General features: G+C 60.4%; 19 protein-coding genes and 8 tRNA genes. 20 read left to right on the plus strand and 7 right to left on the minus strand.

Annotation, left to right across the window (positions count from 1 at the left end; genetic code table 11):
- Positions 1–48: 48 nt before the first annotated feature.
- From AC3IQ7_RS11095 to metG, 4 genes are all read right to left on the minus strand, one after another.
- Positions 49–981, minus strand: a complete 933-nt coding sequence (locus AC3IQ7_RS11095) for a segregation and condensation protein A (protein WP_489209547.1) — start codon at positions 979–981, stop codon at positions 49–51.
- A 17-nt stretch (positions 982–998) separates the two neighbouring features.
- Complete coding sequence (locus AC3IQ7_RS11100) at positions 999–1,208, minus strand: DUF3460 family protein (RefSeq protein ID WP_034778041.1); 210 nt, start codon at positions 1,206–1,208, stop codon at positions 999–1,001.
- A gap of 107 nt (positions 1,209–1,315) precedes the next feature.
- Positions 1,316–1,795, minus strand: a complete 480-nt coding sequence (locus AC3IQ7_RS11105) for a GNAT family N-acetyltransferase (protein WP_034778216.1) — start codon at positions 1,793–1,795, stop codon at positions 1,316–1,318.
- A 19-nt stretch (positions 1,796–1,814) separates the two neighbouring features.
- Entirely contained in the window at positions 1,815–3,971 is a 2,157-nt protein-coding gene (gene metG / locus AC3IQ7_RS11110; RefSeq protein WP_489209549.1) for a methionine--tRNA ligase, read from the minus strand.
- 160 nt (positions 3,972–4,131) lie between these two features.
- On the opposite strand from metG, the gene apbC reads away from it, so the two are divergent.
- The 3 genes from apbC to AC3IQ7_RS11125 all read left to right on the plus strand — a co-directional run bounded on the left by apbC (position 4,132) and on the right by AC3IQ7_RS11125 (position 7,566).
- Positions 4,132–5,220: an iron-sulfur cluster carrier protein ApbC gene (gene apbC / locus AC3IQ7_RS11115; RefSeq protein ID WP_034758315.1), complete on the plus strand. Its 1,089-nt coding sequence runs from the start codon at positions 4,132–4,134 to the stop codon at positions 5,218–5,220.
- A gap of 114 nt (positions 5,221–5,334) precedes the next feature.
- A complete protein-coding gene (locus tag AC3IQ7_RS11120; RefSeq protein ID WP_489209552.1) occupies positions 5,335–5,742 on the plus strand; it encodes a DUF4399 domain-containing protein in 408 nt (135 codons plus the stop codon).
- A 138-nt stretch (positions 5,743–5,880) separates the two neighbouring features.
- Positions 5,881–7,566 (plus strand): alkaline phosphatase family protein, encoded by a 1,686-nt coding sequence (locus AC3IQ7_RS11125; protein WP_489209554.1) that lies wholly within the window; start codon positions 5,881–5,883, stop codon positions 7,564–7,566.
- Between the two features lie 5 nt (positions 7,567–7,571).
- Here AC3IQ7_RS11125 and AC3IQ7_RS11130 read toward each other — a convergent pair whose 3' ends face one another.
- Both AC3IQ7_RS11130 and lysA read right to left on the minus strand, forming a co-directional pair.
- Positions 7,572–9,143: a phospholipase D family protein gene (locus AC3IQ7_RS11130; protein WP_489209556.1), complete on the minus strand. Its 1,572-nt coding sequence runs from the start codon at positions 9,141–9,143 to the stop codon at positions 7,572–7,574.
- 63 nt (positions 9,144–9,206) lie between these two features.
- Positions 9,207–10,445, minus strand: coding sequence for a diaminopimelate decarboxylase (gene lysA, locus AC3IQ7_RS11135; RefSeq protein ID WP_489209557.1), 1,239 nt, complete (start codon positions 10,443–10,445; stop codon positions 9,207–9,209).
- A 101-nt stretch (positions 10,446–10,546) separates the two neighbouring features.
- Between lysA and AC3IQ7_RS11140 the strand changes: the two genes are divergently transcribed.
- The 7 genes from AC3IQ7_RS11140 (at position 10,547) to AC3IQ7_RS11170 (ending at position 13,738) form a co-directional block, all read left to right on the plus strand.
- A complete protein-coding gene (locus AC3IQ7_RS11140; protein WP_489209559.1) occupies positions 10,547–11,458 on the plus strand; it encodes a LysR family transcriptional regulator in 912 nt (303 codons plus the stop codon).
- Positions 11,459–11,528: 70 nt separating this feature from the next.
- The gene (gene gltX, locus AC3IQ7_RS11145) at positions 11,529–12,935 is read left to right on the plus strand and encodes a glutamate--tRNA ligase (protein WP_489209561.1); all 1,407 of its coding nucleotides are present in this window, start codon (positions 11,529–11,531) and stop codon (positions 12,933–12,935) included.
- A 124-nt stretch (positions 12,936–13,059) separates the two neighbouring features.
- Positions 13,060–13,135 (plus strand) — tRNA-Ala (locus AC3IQ7_RS11150).
- Between the two features lie 67 nt (positions 13,136–13,202).
- Positions 13,203–13,278, plus strand: a tRNA-Glu gene (locus AC3IQ7_RS11155).
- Between the two features lie 134 nt (positions 13,279–13,412).
- Positions 13,413–13,488 (plus strand) — tRNA-Ala (locus tag AC3IQ7_RS11160).
- 51 nt (positions 13,489–13,539) lie between these two features.
- Positions 13,540–13,615 (plus strand) — tRNA-Glu (locus AC3IQ7_RS11165).
- 47 nt (positions 13,616–13,662) lie between these two features.
- Positions 13,663–13,738: transfer RNA gene (locus tag AC3IQ7_RS11170), tRNA-Ala, on the plus strand.
- Between the two features lie 275 nt (positions 13,739–14,013).
- On the opposite strand, the gene AC3IQ7_RS11175 is transcribed toward AC3IQ7_RS11170, so the two are convergent.
- A complete protein-coding gene (locus tag AC3IQ7_RS11175; RefSeq protein WP_489209563.1) occupies positions 14,014–14,610 on the minus strand; it encodes a hypothetical protein in 597 nt (198 codons plus the stop codon).
- Between the two features lie 466 nt (positions 14,611–15,076).
- Here AC3IQ7_RS11175 and AC3IQ7_RS11180 point away from each other — a divergent pair.
- The 10 genes from AC3IQ7_RS11180 to aqpZ all read left to right on the plus strand — a co-directional run bounded on the left by AC3IQ7_RS11180 (position 15,077) and on the right by aqpZ (position 21,046).
- Positions 15,077–15,152: transfer RNA gene (locus AC3IQ7_RS11180), tRNA-Glu, on the plus strand.
- A 124-nt stretch (positions 15,153–15,276) separates the two neighbouring features.
- Positions 15,277–15,352: transfer RNA gene (locus AC3IQ7_RS11185), tRNA-Glu, on the plus strand.
- Positions 15,353–15,409: 57 nt separating this feature from the next.
- A tRNA-Glu gene (locus tag AC3IQ7_RS11190) sits at positions 15,410–15,485 on the plus strand.
- 95 nt (positions 15,486–15,580) lie between these two features.
- Positions 15,581–16,750, plus strand: coding sequence for an elongation factor P maturation arginine rhamnosyltransferase EarP (earP, locus tag AC3IQ7_RS11195; RefSeq protein ID WP_489209565.1), 1,170 nt, complete (start codon positions 15,581–15,583; stop codon positions 16,748–16,750).
- 135 nt (positions 16,751–16,885) lie between these two features.
- The gene (locus AC3IQ7_RS11200) at positions 16,886–17,461 is read left to right on the plus strand and encodes an elongation factor P (RefSeq protein WP_034758247.1); all 576 of its coding nucleotides are present in this window, start codon (positions 16,886–16,888) and stop codon (positions 17,459–17,461) included.
- 157 nt (positions 17,462–17,618) lie between these two features.
- Positions 17,619–18,755 carry an amidase family protein gene (locus AC3IQ7_RS11205; protein ID WP_322428107.1) on the plus strand — a complete coding sequence of 379 codons (1,137 nt, stop codon included), beginning with the start codon at positions 17,619–17,621 and terminating at the stop codon, positions 18,753–18,755.
- A 29-nt stretch (positions 18,756–18,784) separates the two neighbouring features.
- Positions 18,785–19,195 carry a hypothetical protein gene (locus AC3IQ7_RS11210; RefSeq protein ID WP_489209568.1) on the plus strand — a complete coding sequence of 137 codons (411 nt, stop codon included), beginning with the start codon at positions 18,785–18,787 and terminating at the stop codon, positions 19,193–19,195.
- A gap of 65 nt (positions 19,196–19,260) precedes the next feature.
- Positions 19,261–19,719 (plus strand): Ivy family c-type lysozyme inhibitor, encoded by a 459-nt coding sequence (locus tag AC3IQ7_RS11215; RefSeq protein WP_158301342.1) that lies wholly within the window; start codon positions 19,261–19,263, stop codon positions 19,717–19,719.
- Positions 19,719–20,129, plus strand: a complete 411-nt coding sequence (locus tag AC3IQ7_RS11220; protein ID WP_489209570.1) for a GNAT family N-acetyltransferase — start codon at positions 19,719–19,721, stop codon at positions 20,127–20,129. The genes AC3IQ7_RS11215 and AC3IQ7_RS11220 overlap by 1 nt, the downstream gene beginning before the upstream one ends.
- 227 nt (positions 20,130–20,356) lie before the next feature.
- Positions 20,357–21,046, plus strand: coding sequence for an aquaporin Z (aqpZ, locus tag AC3IQ7_RS11225; RefSeq protein ID WP_034778070.1), 690 nt, complete (start codon positions 20,357–20,359; stop codon positions 21,044–21,046).
- The last annotated feature ends 13 nt before the right edge of the window (positions 21,047–21,059 follow it).

Below are 21,059 nucleotides of genomic sequence, written 5' to 3' on the forward strand. Positions count from 1 at the left end.
CTTTCGCTAAAACCCCGTTGTACGGTGGTCAGTGACAAAGGGAAGGGGTCAGGCGGGCGAATAGGCCAGCCGGACGTAGATGGGTGCAAACGGTTCTGCCTGCGTGATTTCGATCAGGGTTTCCTTGGCCAGTTCCAGCAGGGCCACGAAGTTGACCACCACTACGGGCACGCCGCCGGCAATGTCGAACAGTTCGCTGAACTCGACGAAGCGCGACGATTGCAAATGGCGCAGGATGCTCGACATGTGCTCGCGCACGGACAGTTCCTGGCGGCTGATGCGGTGATGCTGGGTCAGTTTGGCGCGTTTCAGCACGTCGAGCCACGCCTGCTGCAAGTCCACCGGTTCCACGTCGGGCCAGGTGGGCGTCAGGCTTTGCTCGATGAAAATCTGCGTGCGCACGAAATCGCGCTCGAACTGCGGGATGGCGTTCAGGTCGTAGGCGGCCAGCTTGATCTGCTCGTACTCGAGCAGGCGGCGCACCAGTTCGGCACGGGGGTCGCCGCCATCTTCCTCGACGTCGCTCTTGCGCGAAGGTAAGAGCATGCGCGACTTGATCTCGATCAGCATGGCCGCCATCAACAAGTATTCTGCGGCCAGTTCCAGGTTGCGCACGCGGATCTGGTCGACATATTTCAGATATTGCAGGGTTACCTGCGCCATCGGAATATCGAGAATGTTGAAGTTTTGCTTGCGGATCAGGTAGAGCAGCAAGTCGAGCGGGCCTTCGAAGGCTTCGAGGAAGATTTCCAGCGCGTCCGGCGGAATGTACAAATCCGTCGGCATGCGCATCATCGGCTCGCCATACAGGCGGGCGATGCTCAGCGGGTCGGCGGCGGGCGCCGCGTCCGTTACCTTGCTTGAAGATGCTGCAGGGTCGCCGCTGCCGTCGCCTTCAGCGACAGGTTCGGGCGACTCGATGACTGCGCCGGCACCGGAAGCATCGGCTTCCGGCGTGACTGCAGACTCTTCAGGCAACATCGTGCCGGTTCCAGATATTAGTTCTTGTTCTGGTAAACGTAAGCCTGTTGCTTGACGGCCGACGCCAGCTGGCGTTCCTGCTCATCGATGCTGACGGCCGGCTTGTCCCACAGCAGGGCGCGGCCCGCTTGCTGGCCCGCTTCCATGCCAGGATTCTTGGCCTTCAGTTCGGCGATGAACAAGGTATGGTCGGATACGTAGTTGTTGTGTTTTGCAGGCAGTTTCATATTCTCTTCTGAGTGTCTTATGGGTAAGGTCAGCCGGCCGTATTTTACCGCGCCGTGCGGCCTGGCGGGTTGTTGTATCGGCAAGTCCGGGGCGAAATTGCTAAAAATCAATAACGCAGCAAACGCCGCATCACCATCGGCGCCGGTTCGGCGGGGTTGGCGTGCGAATATTCCAGTTCTTCGGCCAGGTCGAATTCGAAGGCCGCATAAAAATCGATCAGCTTGCGCTGGTCGCGCCGCACGGCCAGGCGCAATTCCTCGGCCTGGCACGACAGGCCGTGATGAATGATGGCTTCCAGCAAATGTTGCGAAACGTGGCTGCCCCGGTAGGCGGGCAGCACGCCCATGCGTGAAATCTTCCAGATGGCGGGGTCGCTGTCGAGCGGCATCCAGCGCAGCGAACCGGCTGGAATGTCGTCGATCAGCAACAGAAAACCGCCACCATGGCGCAATTGCTCTTCCACCTGCTGCGCCGTCTCGTGGTGTCCACTGGACGAGGCTGCCACCTTGCCGGCCCACGCGGCGCGGGTCAGCTCGGCCATCAGTTGTGCATCGGCATTCGTTGCTTCGCGCACCACGATATTCATCATCGGTCCTTGTGCTGGCTTAACGGATGCGCATGCCAGGTTCGGCGCCCGGCCACGGGTTCAGGATGTAGATGCCTGGATTGGCCTTCTCATCTGCGCTCGATGCCGCCATGACCATGCCTTCCGAAATGCCGAACTTCATCTTGCGCGGCGCCAGGTTGGCCACCAGCACCGTCAGCTTGCCGACCAGTTCTTCCGGCTGGTAAGCCGAGCGGATGCCGGAGAACACGTTGCGCAAACGGCCTTCGCCCGCATCCAGCGTCAGGCGCAGCAGCTTGTCGGAGCCTTCGACCAGTTCGCAGTTGACGATTTTCGCGATGCGCAGGTCGACCTTGAGGAAGTCGTCGATCTTGATCTCGGGCGCCAGTTCCTCGATGGCGGCAGCGGCGGCAGCTGCAGGCGCTGCGGCGTCGTTGGCGGCATCGGCAGCCGGTGCCGCGATGGCGGCGGCTTGCGGTGCGTCAAACAGCGCTTCGATCATCTTCGCATCCATGCGCGTCATCAAGTGGCTGTAGGCGCCGATGGTACGGCCCAGCATGCTGTTCGAGACGGCGTCGCCGAACACTTGCGTGTCGGCCCAGGTAAATTCCGCGTCGTTGAGGAACGAGGCAACGTTCTTGGCCACGCCCGGCAGGACCGGCGACAGCAAAATCGTCAACTGGCGGAACAGGATCAGGGCCGTGGTGCACACGTCGTGCAGCTCGGCCGTCTTGTCCGCATCCTTGGCCAGGATCCATGGTTTGTTTTCATCGACATACTGGTTGGTGATGTCGGCGATTTCCATGATTTCGCGCAAGGCCTTGCCGAATTCGCGGTTTTCAAAGTGCGCAGCGATGCTGGCCTGGCGCTCGACGATGACGCCGTTCACGTCCACCGTCAGTGCGCGGTTGATCCAGCTTTGCGCGCCTTCCGACAGCGTCGACGCCAGCTTGCCGTCGAAACGCTTGGCGATGAAGCCGGCGCAGCGGCTGGCGATGTTCACGTACTTGCCGATCAGGTCGCTGTTCACGCGGGCGACAAAATCTTCGCCGTTGAAGTCCAGGTCTTCCACCTTCGAGTTCAGCTTGAAGGCGATGTAGTAGCGCAGCCATTCCGGGTTCATGCCCAGGTCCAGGTAGCGCAGCGGCGAAATGCCCGTGCCGCGCGACTTCGACATCTTTTCGTTGTTGACTGTCAGGAAGCCGTGAACGTTGACTTTCAGTTTGTCGATCACCGGGTGGCCGGCAAATTTCAGCATGGCGGGCCAGAACAGCAAATGGAAGGAGACGATGTCCTTGCCGATGAAGTGGATTTGTTCCGTGGCAGGATCGTTCAGCAGGGCGTCGAAATCGAGGCCTTTCTTGTCGCAATAGTTTTTCAGGCTGGCCAGGTAACCGACGGGCGCATCCATCCACACATAGAAGAATTTCCCTGGTGCATCGGGAATCGGGATGCCGAAGTAGGGCGCATCGCGCGAGATATCCCAGTCGGCCAGCTTTTCACCGGTTTCGCCCAGCCATTCGCTGACCTTGTTGACCATTTCCGGCTGCAAGCGGCCTGGCGTGTTCAGCCAGCTTTTCAGGAATTCGAAGCAGCGCGGGTCGGACAGCTTGAAGAAATACTGTTCCGACGGCTTCATCACGGGCGTCGCGTTGGTAAACACGGAGAACGGATTGACCAGGTCGGTCGGCTGGTAGGCCGCGCCGCACACTTCGCAATTGTCGCCGTACTGGTTCTTGGCGCCGCATTTCGGGCATTCGCCCTTGATGTTGCGGTCGGCCAGGAACATGCCCTTGACCGGGTCGAAGAAGCGGTCGACGGTTTTCGTGACGATCAGGCCCGTATCACGCAGCTTGCGGTAGATCGATTGCGACAGGTCGACGTTTTCCGGCGAATCCGTCGAATACCAGTTGTCGAAGGCGATATGGAAGCCATCGAGGTACTGGGCGCGGCCGGCAGCGATGTTGGCGACGAATTGCTGCGGCGTGATGCCTTCCTTTTCGGCGGCAATCATGATGGGCGTGCCATGCGTATCGTCGGCGCCCACAAAGTGCACTTCACGGCCGGCTGCGCCATCGCGTTGCATTCGCTGGAACCGGACCCAGATATCAGCCTGGATGTATTCCATGATGTGGCCAATGTGAAAAGCGGCGTTTGCGTAAGGCAGGGCAGTGGTGACGAACAGCTTGCGAGTCATGATTGATGCACTTTTGGGATGGATAATAGGACATTTTAACAGCGGAAAGGCAATATGAGCAGATGCAGCGCCGGCAAGTGATGCTTTTGCCGCCATCGCGCCATGCAAATTTGCGCTAGACTGCGCGTATTGCACATATATAGTACACACGGAGATTTACATGAGCATCACAGTAGAAGACGTCAAGGCCGCGCTGGCCCAGGTTATTGATCCAAATACACATAAAGATTTCGTTTCCAGCAAAACCGTCAAGAATCTGAAAGTCGATGGCGATGACATTTCGCTCGACATCGAACTCGGTTATCCCGCCAAGAGCCAGATCGACCTGATCCGCAAATCCGTGCTGGCCGCCCTGCGCGTGCTGCCGGGCGTGGGCAATGTCAGCGTGGGCGTGTCGTCGAAAATCATTTCGCACACGGTACAGCGCGGCTTGAAGCCGATGAGCAACGTGAAAAACATCATCGCCGTCGCTTCCGGCAAGGGTGGTGTTGGTAAATCGACCACGGCTGTCAACCTGGCCCTGGCCCTGGCGGCTGAAGGCGCCACCGTCGGCATGCTCGACGCCGACATCTATGGCCCGTCGCAACCGATGATGCTGGGCATCAGCGGCCAGCCAAAAACGCTGGATGGCAAGAGCATGGAGCCGATGGAAAACCACGGCCTGCAAGTGTCGTCGATCGGCTTCATGATCGATCCGGACGAGCCGATGGTGTGGCGCGGCCCGATGGTTACGCAAGCCTTGCAGCAGTTGCTGGACCAGACCAACTGGCGCGACCTCGATTACCTGATCGTCGACATGCCGCCAGGCACGGGCGACATCCAGCTGACCCTGTCGCAGAAGGTGCCCGTCACGGGCGCCGTCATCGTTACCACGCCGCAGGACATCGCCCTGCTGGACGCGCGCAAGGGTTTGAAAATGTTCGAGAAAGTCGGCATCCCGATTCTGGGCGTGGTGGAAAACATGAGCACGCACATCTGCTCGAACTGCGGCCATGCGGAAGAAATCTTCGGCGCCGGCGGCGGCGCGAAGATGTGCGCGGACTTTGGCGTGGAATTCCTCGGCGCCTTGCCGCTGACCATGGCGATTCGCCAGCAGACGGATTCGGGCACGCCGACCGTCGTGGCCGAGCCGGAAGGCCCCGTTGCCGTGATCTACAAGCAGATCGCCCGCACCATCGCCATCAAGGTGGCGGAAAAGGCGAAGGATATGACAAGTAAATTCCCGTCGATCGTCATCAAGAACGATTGATGATCGGCCATGGGTCAGACCCGCCGGGTCTGACCCCAGCAGCTCCCCTGCGCCATGGTCGCCAGGAATATGCTTTCATGCAGTCCGTGTTGTTATTAAACAAGAGGAGACATCATGCAATTAACCACCGTATTCCTGCGCCAGGTCGCAGTCCTGATTGCCGGTACCTTGCTGGCCGCCAGCGCGTTTGCGCAATCCGTCTCGTTCGTCGAGCCCGTCGATGGCGCGACAGTGACGAGCCCGTTCAAGGTCAAGTTTGCCGTCAGCGGCATGGACGTCAAGCCGGCCGGCGACATGACGGTCAAGACGGGCCACCATCATTTGCTCATTAATATGGGGCCGATGAAGGCGGGCGACATGATCCCCATGGATGACAAGCATTTGCATTTCGGCAAAGGACAAACGGAAACGGACGTCACCTTGCCGCCTGGCCAGTACACCTTGACGATGCAGTTCGCCAATGGCGCGCACCAGTCGTATGGGCCGGAGTTAAGCAAAAGCATCAAGGTGACGGTCAAGTAAGTCAAATATATTGTCTGTTGCGGCAAAGGCCGGGTTCCAGCGATGGAGCCTGGCCTTTTTTATATTGTTGCCTCTTGTCATTATTGTGTCATATAGTCGGCGTATGCTGGCCGGTGGCCTAACTTTTGATGAGCGGATATGACGAAACATTTCTCCCTTTCCCGGCAACTGGCGCAGGCGCTGCTGCTGATGGCTGGCGTGGCGGCGTGCCAGGCGCATGCGGCCAAGGCCGTTGCTGCCGCTTCCACCGCAGTGGCGCAACCAAAGCTGGTAGTCGTGCTGGTGGTGGACGGCTTGCCGCAAGAGCAGGTGACGCGCTACCGCGACCAGTTCGGCCAGGGCGGTTTCCGCCGCCTGCTGGAGCAGGGCGCGTGGTTCAGCGATGCGCACCAGGCGCATGGCATCACGGTCACGGCCATCGGCCATTCGGCCGTGCTGTCGGGCGCCTATCCTTATCAGCATGGCGTGATCGGGAATAACTGGATCGACCCCGTCACGAAAAAATCCGTGTATTGCACCGAAGATGGCAATTTCCATTACATCGGCGAAGAGACGCAGAGTGACGACGGCACGGCGCCGACGAAACTGCGCGTGAGCACCCTGGGCGACGAGCTGCGCTACTCGACGGGCAACCAGGCCAAGGTCGTCACGGTATCGGGCAAGGACCGGGGCGCCATCCTGCTGGCCGGGAAAACGGGCACGGCGTACATGTACATGGAAAAGACGGGCAATTTCGCCAGCAGCACCTATTACATGCAGCAGCATCCGCAATGGGTGCAGCGCTACCAGGCCGCCAAACCGCAGGACCGTTACTATGGCAAGAGCTGGACGCCGCTGCTGGCCGATTCGGCCTATGCGCGGGACGCCCGCGATGATCTTGTGGCGGCCAAGCCGGGCACGCGCAACACCTTCCCGTTCGCCTATTACAGCGACAGCGGCAAGCTCGATGGCGAGTACTACAGCCGCCTGAAATCCGGCCCCTTCCTCGACGAGCTGACCCTGGAATTCGCCCGTGCCGCCATCGATGGCGAAAACTTGGGCCGCAACCCGGCCGGCGTGCCCGATATCCTCGGCGTGAGCTTGTCCGCGCACGACTACGTGAACCATGCGTACGGCCCGGAAAGCAAGATGTCGCACGACCACCTGCAGCGCCTGGACCGCATGCTGGCCGGTTTCTTTGCCGACCTCGATAAAAAAGTCGGCATGGATAACGTGCTGGTGGTACTGACGGCCGACCATGGTTTTGCCAACGTGCCGGAATTTGCCGAAACGCGCGGTTTCTCGGCCAAGCGCATCGACGGCGCCAAGCTGGTCGATGCCTTGAACCGGCATCTGGCGACGACCTTGGGCATCGACAAGCTGGTGACGACGTCATCGCTGCCGAATATCTATCTCGATTACGCGCTGGCTGAAAAGAGCGGCGTCCATCGCGCTGCCCTGGAAGATGCGGCGGCCCGCTTCCTGCTGCAGCAGGACGGCCTGGCGCAAGTCTATACGCGCACGCAGATGGAAACGGGGGCCGTCGCCACGCGCATGGACACCCTGATGCGCCGCGCCTGGAACCGCCAGCTGTCGGGCGACCTGATGCTGGTGACAAAACCGGCCTGGTACTTCGGCAAGGGCAGCGGCGGCACCTCGCACGGCACGCCGTACACGTATGACACGAACGTGCCGCTGATGGTCTTCGGCCCCCGCTGGATCAAGCCGGGCGCCTATGGCCAGTATGCGGAAGTGGTCGATATCGCACCTACGCTGGCCCATTTGCTGCGCATACGCCACCCGTCGGCGTCGGAAGGGCGGGTGTTGACGGAAGCGGTGCGCTAGGGCGCTTACAGCAGCCAGTCGATCGGCAGCACGGACAGAATCGCCACTCCCATGCGCTTCCACACGCTGGTGCCCGGTTCCGTGTCGTAGCGCGTGGTGGCGCCGCTGGCGTCGCGGGCGAGCCAGTACAGGGCGCCGTCGTCGCCAAGCAGCACCTGGTAGGCGCGCTGCGGGATCGTGGTGCGCATGGCTAGACCCAGCTGGCTGGCCAGCGCGGGGCTGTCGATGACGAGGCCCATTTCCGTGTTCAATTCGATCGAGCGCGGATCGAAATTGAACGAGCCGACAAAGATGCGCCGGTCATCGACGGCAAAGGTCTTGGCATGCAGGCTCGATGCGGAGCTGCCGAAGCGGCCCGGCTGTTCGCGCGCGTCGCCGGCTTCCCACGAGCGGCGCGACTCGTACAGCAGCACGCCCGCTTCCAGCAGCGGCTTTCTCCACTTCGCATAGCCGGCATGCACGGCCGCCACGTCGGTTGCCTCCAGCGCATTCGTCAGGATGCGCACGCCCACGCCTTCTCTTGCCAGGTCGGCAAAGGCCTGGGTGCCCGACTTGCCGGGGACGAAATACGGCGACACCAGGTCCACTTCCTTTTCCGGCACGCCGAGCAGGTTTTGCAGCTTGTCCGCCACGCCCGTGCCTGGTCGGGCCTTGTCCAGCACCTTGGCCGGGTCGTCGCTGACCATGCGCGTCTGGGCCCATTCGAAGGGCAGGGTGCGCTCCATCATTTGCCTGACGAAGGGCGAGGTGCGCAGCGCCTGCACGTATTCCTCGGCCGCCTTGGTATCGTCGATGCGATCCGCCTCGGCGGCGATGGTGGTCGCGTCACCCTCGACAGGGGTGGTCAGCAGCAGCCTGGCCGGGTAGGCAGAGGCGCTGTTCCAGTAGCGGTCGAAATCCTGCGAGACGTCGTCGACGACGGGGCCGACGGCCAGCACGTCCAGGTCGGCGAACAGCACGTCGCCGGCCGCGCCAAAATATTCATCGCCCACGTTGCGCCCGCCAACGATGGTGGCCTGGTTATCGGCCGTGAACGATTTATTGTGCATGCGCCGGTTGAGGCGGGAAAAATCCGTGGCAAAGGCCAGCGCGCGCGGAGAGCGGGGCACGAAGGGATTGAACAGGCGGATTTCGATATTCGCCTGCTTGCCCAGCATGCTCAGGGTCTGGTCCAGGCCCGCCGTGTTGTTATCGTCGAGCAGCAGGCGCACGCGCACGCCCCGTTCGGCCGCCTGGCGCAGGGCGTCAAACAGCAGGGTGCCGGTGATGTCCTTGTGCCAGATGTAGTACTGCACATCGAGGCTGCGTTGGGCGGCGGCGGCCAGCAGGGCGCGCGCGGCAAACGCATCGCGTCCGTCGACCAGTGGATAAATGCCGGACACGCCGGGATGCTGCGCCACCATGGGCGCAATGGCCGTGGCCAGCCGGGTGTCGGCCGTATCGGTGATGACGCTGGAGGGGCTGCGCCCGTCCAGCGAGGGCAGGGCGGCGCAGCCGGCAAGGATGGCGGACAGCAGCAGGGGCAGCAGAGGCAGTAGAAAAACGCCGCTGCGGCGGGCAAGGGTGGTGGCGGGCATGGCGGGCTTTCATCGAGTTGCCCCGATGTTAGCAGATGCGCATGCCCGCACGCGGGCGCGGTTTTAGAGTTGTTCCAGCGCGATCAGCTCGGCCACCGTCTGGCGGCGGCGGATCAAGCGGGACTGTTCCCCATCGACCAGGTATTCCGCCGCATGCGGACGGCTGTTGTAGTTCGACGACATCGACGCGCCATACGCGCCCGCGCCTTCGAAGACGACGTAGTCGCCCACCTGCGCTGCTGGCAGTAAACGGGTTTCCACCACGCCGCCATCGCGCTGGGTAAACACGTCGCCCGATTCGCACAGGGGGCCGCCGACCACGGTGGCGTGCCGCGTGTCCAGTGCCCGGCCGTCATGCGCGATGACCGACATTTCATGGTAGCTGCCGTACATGGCGGGGCGCATCAGTTCATTGAAGCCCGTGTCGAGCAGGGTGAAGTGGTTGCCGCCCATTTGCTTGGTGGCGCGCACTTCGGCCACCAGCAGGCCCGCGTCGGCCACGAGGAAGCGGCCCGGTTCGATTTCCAGGTGCGCGCGATGGCCCAGGTGCGCCTCGATCTGCTTGCGCGCCGCATCCCACAGCTGGAAGTAGTGGTCCGTATCGACGGGCTGCTCGCCTTCGCGGTAAGGCACGGACAGGCCGCCGCCGGTGGAAATGGCTTCGATGTCGTGGCCCATGTTCTTGACCAGGTCGACCATGGTGCCGCAGACGGTTTCCAGGTGGCTGTAGTCGACGCCCGAGCCGATGTGCATGTGCAGGCCGACCAGGTGCAGGCCATGCGCGCGGATGACGGCCAGCGCCTCTGGCAGCTCTTCATGCCAGATACCGTGCTTGCTGTTTTCGCCGCCCGTATTGGTCTTGTTGCTATGGCCATGGCCATAGCCGGGATTGATGCGCAGCCAGACGCGGTGGCCGGGCGACACAGGGCCCAGCTGGCGCAGCATGTCGACGGAGCCGCAATTGACTTCGATCTTTGCTGCCGCCACGCGCGCCAGGGTAGGGCGGTCGAACAGGTCGCAGGTGAACACCACGCCGGCGGCGCCGTTCGTTTGCGCCGGCGTAAAGCCTGCCTGCAGCGCGCGCTCGATCTCGCCCAGCGAGACGGCGTCCACGTGCACGCCCGCCTCGCGCATCAGGGTGAGCAGGTGGATGTTCGAATTGGCCTTTTGCGCGAAGCGCACGGTGTCGAACTGCGCCAGCTGCGCCACGCGCGCGCGGATGGTGGCCGCGTCATACACCCACAATGGCGTGCCGTGTTGCTGGGCGAGTTGGACAAGGGTCTGGTCGGTGACGGGCTTCATCGTGTGCTTTCGGTGGAATGAGGAGATAGCGCATGATGGCCGATTGTGCTTCGACTATAAAATATCTATTTAGGGCTACCTTATTCATTTATGATATGGCCATGACTATCTCCTTGCGCCATATCGAGGTCTTCCGAGCCATCATGACGACGGGCAGCGTGACGGCCGCCGCCGCCATGCTGCACACATCGCAGCCCACCGTCAGCCGCGAGCTGGCGCGCCTCGAGCACTTGACGGGCCTCACCCTGTTCGAGCGCGAGCGGGGGCGGCTGCGCCCGACGGCCCAGGCGCTGCAGCTGTTCGAGGAAGTGCAGCGCGCGTATTTCGGCCTGGAGCGCATCGTCAGCACGGCGGCGGCCCTGCGCCAGTTTGACCAGGGGCAGCTGTCGATCGCCTGCCTGCCCGTGTTTTCCCAGTCCTTGTTGCCGCAGGCGTGCAAGCGCTTCGTCGCCGATTTTCCCAAGGTGAGCATCAGCATCACGCCGCAGGAGTCGCCGCTGCTGGAAGAATGGCTGTCGGCGCAGCGCCACGATATCGGCCTGACGGAAGTGGGCAATGCGCCGCCGGGCACAGTGCTTGATACCTTGATGTCTGTCGATGAAGTGTGCGTGCTGCCCGATGGCCATGCGCTCGCCGGCAAGGCCGTGTTGCAGCCGGCGGACTTCGCAGGCCAGCCTTTCATCAGCCTGGCCGCCGTCGACCCCTACCGCCAGCAGATCGACGCCATCTTCGCGCAGGCGAGTGTGGAGCGGCGCATGGCGCTCGACACACACAGCGCCGCTTCCGTCTGCGCCATGGTGCGCGAAGGCGTGGGGCTGGCCATCGTCAATCCGCTCACGGCCCTCGATTATGCGGGGCAGGGCTTGCAGATTCGCCGTTTTGCCGTGTCCTTGCCGTTCACGGTGAATCTGGTCAAGCCCCTGCACCGGCCCCTGTCGCAACTGGTCGCCCTGTTTGAGCGGGCGCTGCATGCGCAGGCGGACGAGGTGAAAAGGCGCTTGCTGCAGCTGTGACGACGCTTGTGGAGCGGCGGCGGTCAACAGAGTAAAATGGCGCTTTACTTATTCAAGCCTGACTACTTCGATGACCACAACCGCTACTCCCGTCCGTACCCGTTTCGCTCCCAGCCCGACCGGCTATCTGCACCTGGGCGGCGCCCGCACCGCTTTATATAGCTGGGCGTATGCCCGTCACTTTGGTGGCACCTTCGTGCTGCGCATCGAAGACACGGACGTGGAGCGTTCCACGCCGGAAGCCGTGCAAGCCATCATCGAAGGCATGAAGTGGCTGGGCCTGGATCACGACGAAGGCCCGTTCTACCAGATGCAGCGCATGGACCGCTACCGCGAAGTGGTGGCGCAGATGCTGGCTGAAGGCACGGCATATCACTGCTACTCGTCGCAGGAAGAAGTCGAAGCGATGCGCGAGCGCATGCGCGCCGCCGGCGAAAAGCCGCGTTACGACGGTACCTGGCGCCCGGAGCCGGGCAAGACCCTGCCAGCCATCCCTGCCGACCGCAAGCCCGTCGTGCGCTTCAAGAACCCGCTCGATGGCGACGTGACGTGGGACGATGTGGTCAAGGGCACGATCACGATCTCGAATCGCGAGCTGGACGACCTGGTGATCGCGCGCCCGGATGGCACGCCGACGTACAACTTCTGCGTGGCCGTCGATGACTGGGACATGCAGATCACCCACGTGATCCGCGGCGACGACCATGTCAACAACACCCCGCGCCAGATCAACATCCTGCGCGCCATCGGCGCTCCGCTGCCGCTGTACGGCCACCTGCCGATGATTTTGGGTGCGGATGGCGAGAAGCTGTCGAAGCGCCATGGCGCCGTCAGCGTGATGGATTACCCGGCGCAAGGCTTCCTGCCGGAAGCGATGCTGAACTACCTGGCGCGCCTGGGCTGGAGCCATGGCGACGATGAAGTGTTCTCGACCGAGCAATTCTGCGAATGGTTCAACCTGAACCACCTGTCGAAATCGGCGGCCCAGTTCAACAATGAAAAACTGGCCTGGCTGAATAACCACTATATCAAGCAGGCAGACAATACGCGCCTGGCCGATCTTGCGCGTCCGCAAATGGTCGCCGCCGGCGCCGTCTTCGAAGGCGCGCCGGATCTGGCGCAAGTGCTGGGCATGATGAAGGAGCGCGCCAATACCATCAATGAACTGGCTGCCGCCTCGATGCTGTTCTTCCGCGAGCCGCAGCCGGAAGCGGAACTGGCAGCGCAGCACATCACGGATGCCATCAAGCCCGTGCTGGCGCAGTTTGCCGAGCGTATCGCCACGGTGGAGTGGAGCAAGGAAGCCGTCGCCGCCATGATCAAGGAAGTGCTGGCCGCCAATACCATCAAGATGCCGTTGCTGGCCATGCCTTTGCGTTTGATTTTGACGGGCCAGTTGCAGACCCCGGCCATTGACCAGGTGGTGGTGATCTTCGGCCGCGACACCGTGCTGGCGCGCCTGGCAAAGTGGCTGTAATCGCCGCGATGAAATACGCGTAAAAATACGGTGCGGAAACCGCCCCTATGAAAAGTTGCTCATAGACGAAAAAGGGTATTTGCAGAGTGAAACTTCTTTGCTATACTCTTGTTTCTGCACCAACGGGGGTATAGCTCAGCTGGGAGAGCGCTTGCATGGCATGCAAGAGGTCAGCGGTTCGATCCCGCTTACCTCCACCAGCAGCAAAATCGCAGTCAGGTTTTGTTAGTCGTTGAAGTGGTGCAGATGTTGTTTGGAAGTTCCGCGGTCCCCATCGTCTAGAGGCCTAGGACATCACCCTTTCACGGTGAGTACAGGGGTTCGAATCCCCTTGGGGACGCCAGGTAGTTGTGATATAGTAGTGGCAGTTGTTTGTACTGATTGTTGTAAGTTCAGAGCCGTAAAAAGCGGAATCTGGATGGAAAGCAAGTAGTGGAACAAAGTCGCCAAGTGCGGCTTTTATTATTTCTGCGCCCGGGGGGTATAGCTCAGCTGGGAGAGCGCTTGCATGGCATGCAAGAGGTCAGCGGTTCGATCCCGCTTACCTCCACCAACAGCGCAGAGATAAAGCGGCAAACTGTAGAGGTAAAAATGTAGTACCGAGGTCCCCATCGTCTAGAGGCCTAGGACATCACCCTTTCACGGTGAGTACAGGGGTTCGAATCCCCTTGGGGACGCCAGTTCAGTCTGGTGTTGTAGTGAAGAAGTAGCAGTGTTTCTGCGCCCGGGGGGTATAGCTCAGCTGGGAGAGCGCTTGCATGGCATGCAAGAGGTCAGCGGTTCGATCCCGCTTACCTCCACCAACAGCGCAGAAACAGGTAGTGAATAAATCAAAGTCGCCTCGAGCGGCTTTTTTTGCATCCGCGAATTAATCGACACGCCCTTCGGCTGAGTTTGACTAAGCTATTCGCGCGCTTGCATGGAATGCAAGAGGTAGCGCTCAGCTCCCGTAAGCCTCCAATGGTATGGAGCTATGGGAGGGTGCCCCCTTTTTTTTGGGGGGCATTACCGCATATTTTGCACTGCCACCAAGTTCGCATGTTTGGATAGTTTGCTTTTTCTACTTGGGCGAACTAGTTCAGGCTGGTGCAGGGCGATAGAATTTGCTCTCCACCTCATCGATGTAGGCTGCGTAAAATTTTAGCCCTAATTCGGCTAGCGTAACTGGGTGGTGATTGGGGATTGCTTGGCCAAGGTGGGATGTTGGTGGATTGAACCATTCCCCATTATTTTTCACTGCTATAGCAACGGGATGTGGCGGTGTTTCCTCAATAATCATCGGATCTCCTTCATAGCGAACTACTTGGCCATTCTTAATTTCCATGTGCTTGATGTAGCCTCCGTTAGGGTTTGCAAATCTATATCCCCTTGAGCCTGGTTGAATTTTTGCGACATCTTGGATGGAGTGATTGTCGGCGTCGCGTGCCTGTTTCAGGTAGCGGAGGAGCATATCTTTTTTCCGCAAGCCATGGTAAGTGCCCTGCCACGGTTCGAACAAATTTCGCATCGGTTGACAGCTTCGCTCCACCTTTTGCCATGCCTTCTCTAAGCAATTTAGAAAGCCGCGCCAGTCCGACTCGAACTCATCCATCGTCTTTGCGTTCTGCATTGCGGCAATTGCTCTTGATGCGGTGGCTAGTTCCGCGCGAGGGTGTTTTAGCGGATCGTTGGCCATTTCCCTGATTCCTGATTATCTGATCGGTGTAGTAGAAAACTTTATTTGAAATTTTATATGTAGTGCCTAATGGTACTAGCTTTTGTGTTGGATGGTGTTTCAGCGATGATGGCAAGTTTTGTGAGCTTTCTGATTCTTATGAATTCTGTTTTAACGTTTTTCGGGCGCATCGGCAGGCAGTGCCCCTTCCTCTTCGTCCTCCATATGTGTCTTGGTCTGGTAAAAAAGGGAGGGTAGGATTGATATTTAAGCAATGAATCTTTGATTGGGAGTGGGTTTTGCAGGTAGTATTTCTGTTCTGTTGTCGTTGCCCCTTGTCGTGGTGGCAATGATTGAAATAAGGTGGAAAATAAGAAGGTCAGCAGTTGATTTCGTGAATCGCTTCGTGTTAAACTTCGCGCACGCTTTTTTGAGGGGCTAAGCAAAGCCTTCAACGAAGAGTCCGCTGAGAGTAAAGCCAGCACAGGTCCCCATCGTCTAGAGGCCTAGGACATCACCCTTTCACGGTGAGTACAGGGGTTCGAATCCCCTTGGGGACGCCAAGATTTAGTTGTAAAGTAAGAGAGCAGCGCTGAACGGGCCTGACAAGTCAGGCTTTTTTTGTTTCTGCCATATTGCTGCAGTACCGGGTCAGGATGCAAAGTAGTGCATTCAGGACAGATTTCTGTCCCCATCGTCTAGAGGCCTAGGACATCACCCTTTCACGGTGAGTACAGGGGTTCGAATCCCCTTGGGGACGCCAGATTCGCAAGCAGTAACAGGTCGGGGTGCGGAATAATGCATCTTGGACAGATTTTCTGTCCCCATCGTCTAGAGGCCTAGGACATCACCCTTTCACGGTGAGTACAGGGGTTCGAATCCCCTTGGGGACGCCAGACCGGCTGAATCAGCCAACAAAAAAGCCGCCTGGTAACAGCGCGGCTTTTTTGTTATGGGTCGCCATGCCAACGTTTTTCTCTTTCCCTTGCATATGCCATTACCCACCGATCGTGCAGCATCTCTGGCCATCTTCTGCAAAGTCGTCGACAACTACGGCGATATCGGCATTTGCTGGCGCCTTGCGCGGCAGTTGAGCGGCGAGCATGCCGTGGCCGTCACCCTGTGGGTCGATGATTTGCCGAGTTTCCGGCGCATCTGCCCGGAAATCGACGTGGCGGTCGAAGCGCAGCACGTCTCCGGCGTCACGGTACGCCATTGGCGCGGCCAGGATGGCGTGTTTGCGCCCGCCGATATCGCCGACATCGTCATCGAGTTTTTCGCCTGCGACATCCCGCCCGGCTATATCAGCGCCATGGCGCTGTGCGCCCCGCATCCCGTGTGGCTGAACCTGGAAGGCTTGACGGCGGAAGAGTGGGTCGAGGGCTGCCATGCGCTGACGTCGCCGCGCCACGGCATGATCAAGCATTTCTTCTTCCCTGGCTTTACGGATAAAACGGGCGGGCTGCTGCGCGAAGCGGCGCTGGAGGAGCAAAGGCTGGCGTTTCAGTCTGATGGGGATGTCATGGCGGCATTCCTCGGCCGATTCGGCATGACGGAGGCGGAAATGTGCGCCTTGAAAGTTTCGCTGTTCTGCTACCCGTCCGCTCCCGTCGCCGAGCTGTTTGCGGCCTGGCAGGCTGGCAGCGAACCCGTGACGTGCCTGGTGCCGGAAGGCGTCGCGTTCGATGCCGTTCAGGCGTTTATCGGCGATGATGCGGCGCTGGCCGGTGTGGCGCGCACGCGCGGCGCGCTCACCGTGCGCGTGCTGCCGTTCGTGCCGCAAGACGATTACGACCGTCTGCTGTGGGCTTGCGACGTCAATCTCGTGCGCGGCGAAGATTCCTTCGTGCGCGCGCAATGGGCCGGCCAGCCGTTTCTCTGGCATATCTACGTGCAGGATGAAAACTTGCATCACGTGAAATTGCGCGCCTTCCTGCAGCGCTATGCGGCCGATGCCGACGGTGCCATCGACAGCCTGGTGCAAGCGGCGCTGGCCTGGAATGGCGCCAGCGCGGATGCCTCGCCGTGGGCGCAGCTGTGGCCCGCATTGCAGGCCGATCTGCCGCGCATCCGGGCGCGCGCGCAGGTCTGGCAGCGGCAGATGCAGGCTAATGGCGATCTGGCAAGTAAGCTGCTGGCGTTCGCTGGCGCGACGAGATAGGCGCTTGCCAAAAATTAAGGTAAAATGCCCGGTTATTTCTAACGTATTTTTAACCGATCAAACGCAAGCTTGCGGCGCCGATGGCGCACAGGCGGCAGATGGTCTTCATGCAACCCACTTTTTACGTACATTCCTATGAAACCCGCAAAAGAAATTCGTGTTGGCAATATCATCATGGTCGACAGCAAGCCAATGATCGTGTTGCGTTCTGATGTCAACGGTTCGAGCCGCACGGGCTTCACCTACAAATGGAAGATGAAAAATCTTCTGACGAACACCCCGATGGAAAACGTGTTCCGCGGCGACGACAAGTTCGACGTTGTTGTTCTGGATAAAAAGCCAGTGACGTACTCGTACTTCGCCGACCCGCTGTTCGTGTTCATGGACACCGAGTACAACCAGTACGAAATCGAAGAAGAAAACCTGGGCGAAGCGCTGAACTACCTGAAAGATGGCATGGAATGCGAAGCCATTTTCTACGACGGCAAAGCTATCTCCGTTGAACTGCCTACGACCATCGCCCGTCAAGTGGTGTACTCGGAGCCAGCGGTCAAGGGCAACACGTCGGGCAACGTCCTGAAAGAAGCCAAGATCGAAAACGCCATCGACGCACATCGCCACACCGTGCAAGTGCCGCTGTTCGTGGCACAGGACGACGTCATCGAAATCGACACCCGTACCAACGAATACAAGCGTGTCGTACGCAACTGATTTGCCCCAGTGCCGAATCATCAAAAAACGCTGCCTTCGGGCAGCGTTTTTTTTGCTTAAAAAATAATTCCCTTCAACAACAATTGTGTTGCAAGGACTGCTATGCTATGGCTAGAACATTATTGCGGCAGAAACATTGAAGTTTCCTGGAGATACCATGCAGCGCAGTCAGATGTTACGCGGTGGCGCGTCGCGTCCCGTATTGGCCCGTGCCACGGCGCCCGCCAGCCCCATGGCCCATCTGCTCGATGCGGGCGTCTTGCCGCAACAGCAGATGATGCAGGCAGGCAAACTCAGTTCCCATGCGCTGACGTCGCAGTACCTGGGGCGCATCCGCTCCCTGTGCAGCATCGGCGCGCGCGCCTATCCTGGCATTGAAATCAATCCCGATGCGTTGAAAATTGCCCTGGAGATGGACCGCGAGCGCCAGGTGCACAAGGTGCGCGGCCCCTTGCACGGCATTCCCGTCGTCTTGCGCGACAATATTGCCACGGGCGACCGCATGAAGACGCGCACGCAGTCGCCGCTGGCCACGCATGCCAGCTGCGATTCCTTTGTGGCGGCGCGCCTGCGCGCGGCCGGCGCCGTCATCATCGGCAAAAGCAATTTGCGCCAGTGGGCCGCCGTCAGCGTGCCGCATGCCAGTGCCAGCTGGGCCGGGCTGACCATCCTGGCTGTCGACAGCGCGGCGGACGGCTCCATCGTCGCGCCTGCTTCAAACTGCGGCCTGGTCGCCATCAAGCCCACGGGCAGGACTGCCGCGGGGCAGGGCGGTGAGCCAGCCACGGCCGGACCGATGGCGCCCAGCGTGCGCGAGGCGGCCTGGCTGCTCGCAGCCTTGAGCGGCGAGCGCCTGGCCGATGGCGTGGTGCTCGATACGGCCGGCTTGCATGGGCGCCGCATCGGCGTGGCGCGCAGCCTGTTCGGCCTGTGCGCCGGCACCGACGCCGTGATCGGGCAGGCGTTGCTGGCGTTGCGCGAACAGGGCGCGGAATTGATCGAGATGCCGCCCGCACCCGAACCTGGCGGTATCGAAGCGTTGCTGGGCTCGCACGGACTCGACGCGCTGGTGGGACCCACCTGCCATGGCGGGGCGCAGGCGCCGTCGGCCTTGCCGCATATCACGGTGCCGGCCGGCGTGGCAGGGGGCTTGCCGGTCGGCTTGTCCTTCATCGGCCCGGCCCACGGCGACATGCAACTTATTGCAATGGCGTATGCCTATGAGCAGGCGACCTTGCACCGGCGCACGCCCGCGCTGCCGTCGAGCATTACCCTGGCGCTGCGCCTGCCATGATGATTCTTTTCGTTTTCTTTCGATAAACTATGCTTGCAACCTTGCTGCTGACTGTGGCCTTGACCGCCATCCCGACTCCTTTTGATGCCGCGCAATTGTCTGGCAGCTGGTCCGACAGCGTGAATACGAATAGTGTTTGCGAAGAAGCGCGGCACTTTACGCGCATGCAGCTGTCTGACGATCATCAGCGGCTGGCGATCTTCAGTGACCGGACGTGGAAAAGCAAGCTGGGTGAAACCAACCGCTTTGCCGCGACCGTGGTGGCGGAAACGGAGCGTAGCCTGATTTTGCGCTATGACAATGAAACCCGCCTCAATGCCGCTGGCAAACTGGTGGAATGGCAATTGATCATCGTCGCGCCCGGCGTGTACCGCTGGCGCGAGACGGGATGGCCGGAAGGCAAGGTCAACGGAGTAGTCGGCATCCGCTGCTCTCCCTGAGGCCGCTGCGCAAGCATGCCATTCTGCTATGCTGCAGCCATTATTGGATGCTTTTAGGAGATTGCATGTCCGCACGTTTGCTCTTACCCCTGTTCCTGGGCGCCGCCGTGGCGCTGGCCGCCATGCCGGCGCAAGCGCGTACGCCCAAACTGTCGCTGATCGAGCAGGCGCAAAGCTGCGACGGCGGCCATACCTGCCCGTATTTCCCCGACGTCTACAAGGCGGACTATGCCTTTCGCAAGGCTTTCAATATCGGCCTGAAAAAGGCTGGCCTGAAGCGGCAGCGCTGGGTGCCCGATGGCGTGGCCAGCCCGCTCAAGCCCGTCGAGATCGACGGCAAGGCGCGCCTGCTGAGCAGTGTCTGCGAGCCGCACAATTGCGGCCACCACTACACCATTTTGTACGATCCGGCCGAGCGCAGCATGACGGGCGTGTACATGGGCAGCGATGGCAAGGGCGGCTTGCGCACCGTGTACTTCGGCGAGCCCAGCATCGCCGAAGCCGACCTGCTGTTCAAGAACTGATGCACGCGCCACTGCGTATTTCCAGCGTGCGCGACGAGCTGGACTTGCCCCTGATCCACCGCTACCTGAGCGAGCAGTCGTACTGGAAGCGCGGTGTGGCGCTGGAAACGGTGCGCAAGGGGATTGCCAACGCGCTGTGTTTCGGCGGCTATGTCGATGGCAAGCAAGTGGCGTTCGCCAGGGTCATCACCGATTACACGGATTTTGCCTACCTGCGCGACGTGTTTGTCCTGCCGCCATACCAGGGACGCGGCTATGGCAAGCAGATGGTGGCCGCAGTGCTCGGCGATGATCGCTTGCGCGAGGTCACCTGGATGCTGGGGACCGATGATGCGCATGGCCTGTATGCGGGCTTTGGTTTTGCGCCATTGGAGGCGCCACACAAATACATGCGCCGCCCTGCGCCTTAATGATTGATAAAATAATAGTTGATTCCAAGAAAACCATTAATATTGTTGCATGAGATTAATGTTGCCTTGATAATGACAATATGTCATTATGCGCGCTGTGCTGCGATTGCGTAGCCGTACTTTGCTGGTGTTTGCCTTGCCATCACCATGCGGTGAGGGCGAGCTCAATGAGCGGTCTGACTGGTCGTCCCCTGGTACGTTTTCTCGACTATTTAAAGGAATACATCATGAAACAATATGGCGCCGAGTTTCTCGGCACGTTCTGGCTGGTTCTGGGCGGTTGCGGCAGCGCCGTGCTGGCCGCCGCTTTTCCCGGCCTCGGTATCGGCTTTGCCGGCGTGGCGCTGGCATTTGGCCTGACGGTGCTGACCATGGCCTACGCCATCGGCCACATCTCGGGCTGCCACCTGAACCCAGCTGTGTCGATCGGCCTGTGGGCCGGCGGCCGCTTCCCCGCCAATCAACTGTTGCCATACATCATCGCGCAAGTGCTGGGCGCCATCGTGGCCGGCGGCGTGCTGTACGTGATCGCCAGCGGCCAGGCCGGTTTCGATGTCAGCAAGGGCTTTGCCTCGAACGGCTTCGGCGCCCACTCGCCGGGCGGTTATTCGATGCTGTCGGCCCTGGTCATTGAAATCGTGCTGACGATGTTCTTCCTGATCGTCATCCTGGGCGCCACCGACAAGCGCGCGCCGGCCGGCTTTGCCCCGCTGCCGATCGGCCTGGCGCTGACCCTGATCCACCTGATCAGCATTCCCGTCACGAATACTTCCGTCAACCCGGCCCGAAGCACGGGCGTGGCCCTGTACGTGGGCGACTGGGCCACGAGCCAGTTGTGGCTGTTCTGGCTGGCACCGATCATCGGTGCCTTGCTGGGCGCGCTGGCCTACCGCTTGATTGCGGGCGAAAAAGAGTAAGTTTTAATATGTA

The sequence above is a fragment of the Janthinobacterium sp. GL_088 genome, assembly GCF_057837845.1.

What these genes read in the sequence shown, in the direction of transcription:
- AC3IQ7_RS11220 (WP_489209570.1), top strand. Translation starts at nt 19,719, where the DNA reads ATGCACGCGCCACTGCGTATTTCCAGCGTGCGCGACGAGCTGGACTTG.
- AC3IQ7_RS11175 (WP_489209563.1), bottom strand. Translation starts at nt 14,610, where the DNA reads ATGGCCAACGATCCGCTAAAACACCCTCGCGCGGAACTAGCCACCGCA.
- apbC (WP_034758315.1), top strand. Translation starts at nt 4,132, where the DNA reads ATGAGCATCACAGTAGAAGACGTCAAGGCCGCGCTGGCCCAGGTTATT.
- AC3IQ7_RS11120 (WP_489209552.1), top strand. Translation starts at nt 5,335, where the DNA reads ATGCAATTAACCACCGTATTCCTGCGCCAGGTCGCAGTCCTGATTGCC.
- AC3IQ7_RS11095 (WP_489209547.1), bottom strand. Translation starts at nt 981, where the DNA reads ATGTTGCCTGAAGAGTCTGCAGTCACGCCGGAAGCCGATGCTTCCGGT.
- AC3IQ7_RS11130 (WP_489209556.1), bottom strand. Translation starts at nt 9,143, where the DNA reads ATGCCCGCCACCACCCTTGCCCGCCGCAGCGGCGTTTTTCTACTGCCT.
- AC3IQ7_RS11210 (WP_489209568.1), top strand. Translation starts at nt 18,785, where the DNA reads ATGCTTGCAACCTTGCTGCTGACTGTGGCCTTGACCGCCATCCCGACT.
- AC3IQ7_RS11200 (WP_034758247.1), top strand. Translation starts at nt 16,886, where the DNA reads ATGAAACCCGCAAAAGAAATTCGTGTTGGCAATATCATCATGGTCGAC.
- metG (WP_489209549.1), bottom strand. Translation starts at nt 3,971, where the DNA reads ATGACTCGCAAGCTGTTCGTCACCACTGCCCTGCCTTACGCAAACGCC.
- aqpZ (WP_034778070.1), top strand. Translation starts at nt 20,357, where the DNA reads ATGAAACAATATGGCGCCGAGTTTCTCGGCACGTTCTGGCTGGTTCTG.
- AC3IQ7_RS11215 (WP_158301342.1), top strand. Translation starts at nt 19,261, where the DNA reads ATGTCCGCACGTTTGCTCTTACCCCTGTTCCTGGGCGCCGCCGTGGCG.
- AC3IQ7_RS11205 (WP_322428107.1), top strand. Translation starts at nt 17,619, where the DNA reads ATGCAGCGCAGTCAGATGTTACGCGGTGGCGCGTCGCGTCCCGTATTG.
- AC3IQ7_RS11125 (WP_489209554.1), top strand. Translation starts at nt 5,881, where the DNA reads ATGACGAAACATTTCTCCCTTTCCCGGCAACTGGCGCAGGCGCTGCTG.
- AC3IQ7_RS11100 (WP_034778041.1), bottom strand. Translation starts at nt 1,208, where the DNA reads ATGAAACTGCCTGCAAAACACAACAACTACGTATCCGACCATACCTTG.
- gltX (WP_489209561.1), top strand. Translation starts at nt 11,529, where the DNA reads ATGACCACAACCGCTACTCCCGTCCGTACCCGTTTCGCTCCCAGCCCG.
- AC3IQ7_RS11105 (WP_034778216.1), bottom strand. Translation starts at nt 1,795, where the DNA reads ATGAATATCGTGGTGCGCGAAGCAACGAATGCCGATGCACAACTGATG.
- lysA (WP_489209557.1), bottom strand. Translation starts at nt 10,445, where the DNA reads ATGAAGCCCGTCACCGACCAGACCCTTGTCCAACTCGCCCAGCAACAC.
- earP (WP_489209565.1), top strand. Translation starts at nt 15,581, where the DNA reads ATGCCATTACCCACCGATCGTGCAGCATCTCTGGCCATCTTCTGCAAA.
- AC3IQ7_RS11140 (WP_489209559.1), top strand. Translation starts at nt 10,547, where the DNA reads ATGACTATCTCCTTGCGCCATATCGAGGTCTTCCGAGCCATCATGACG.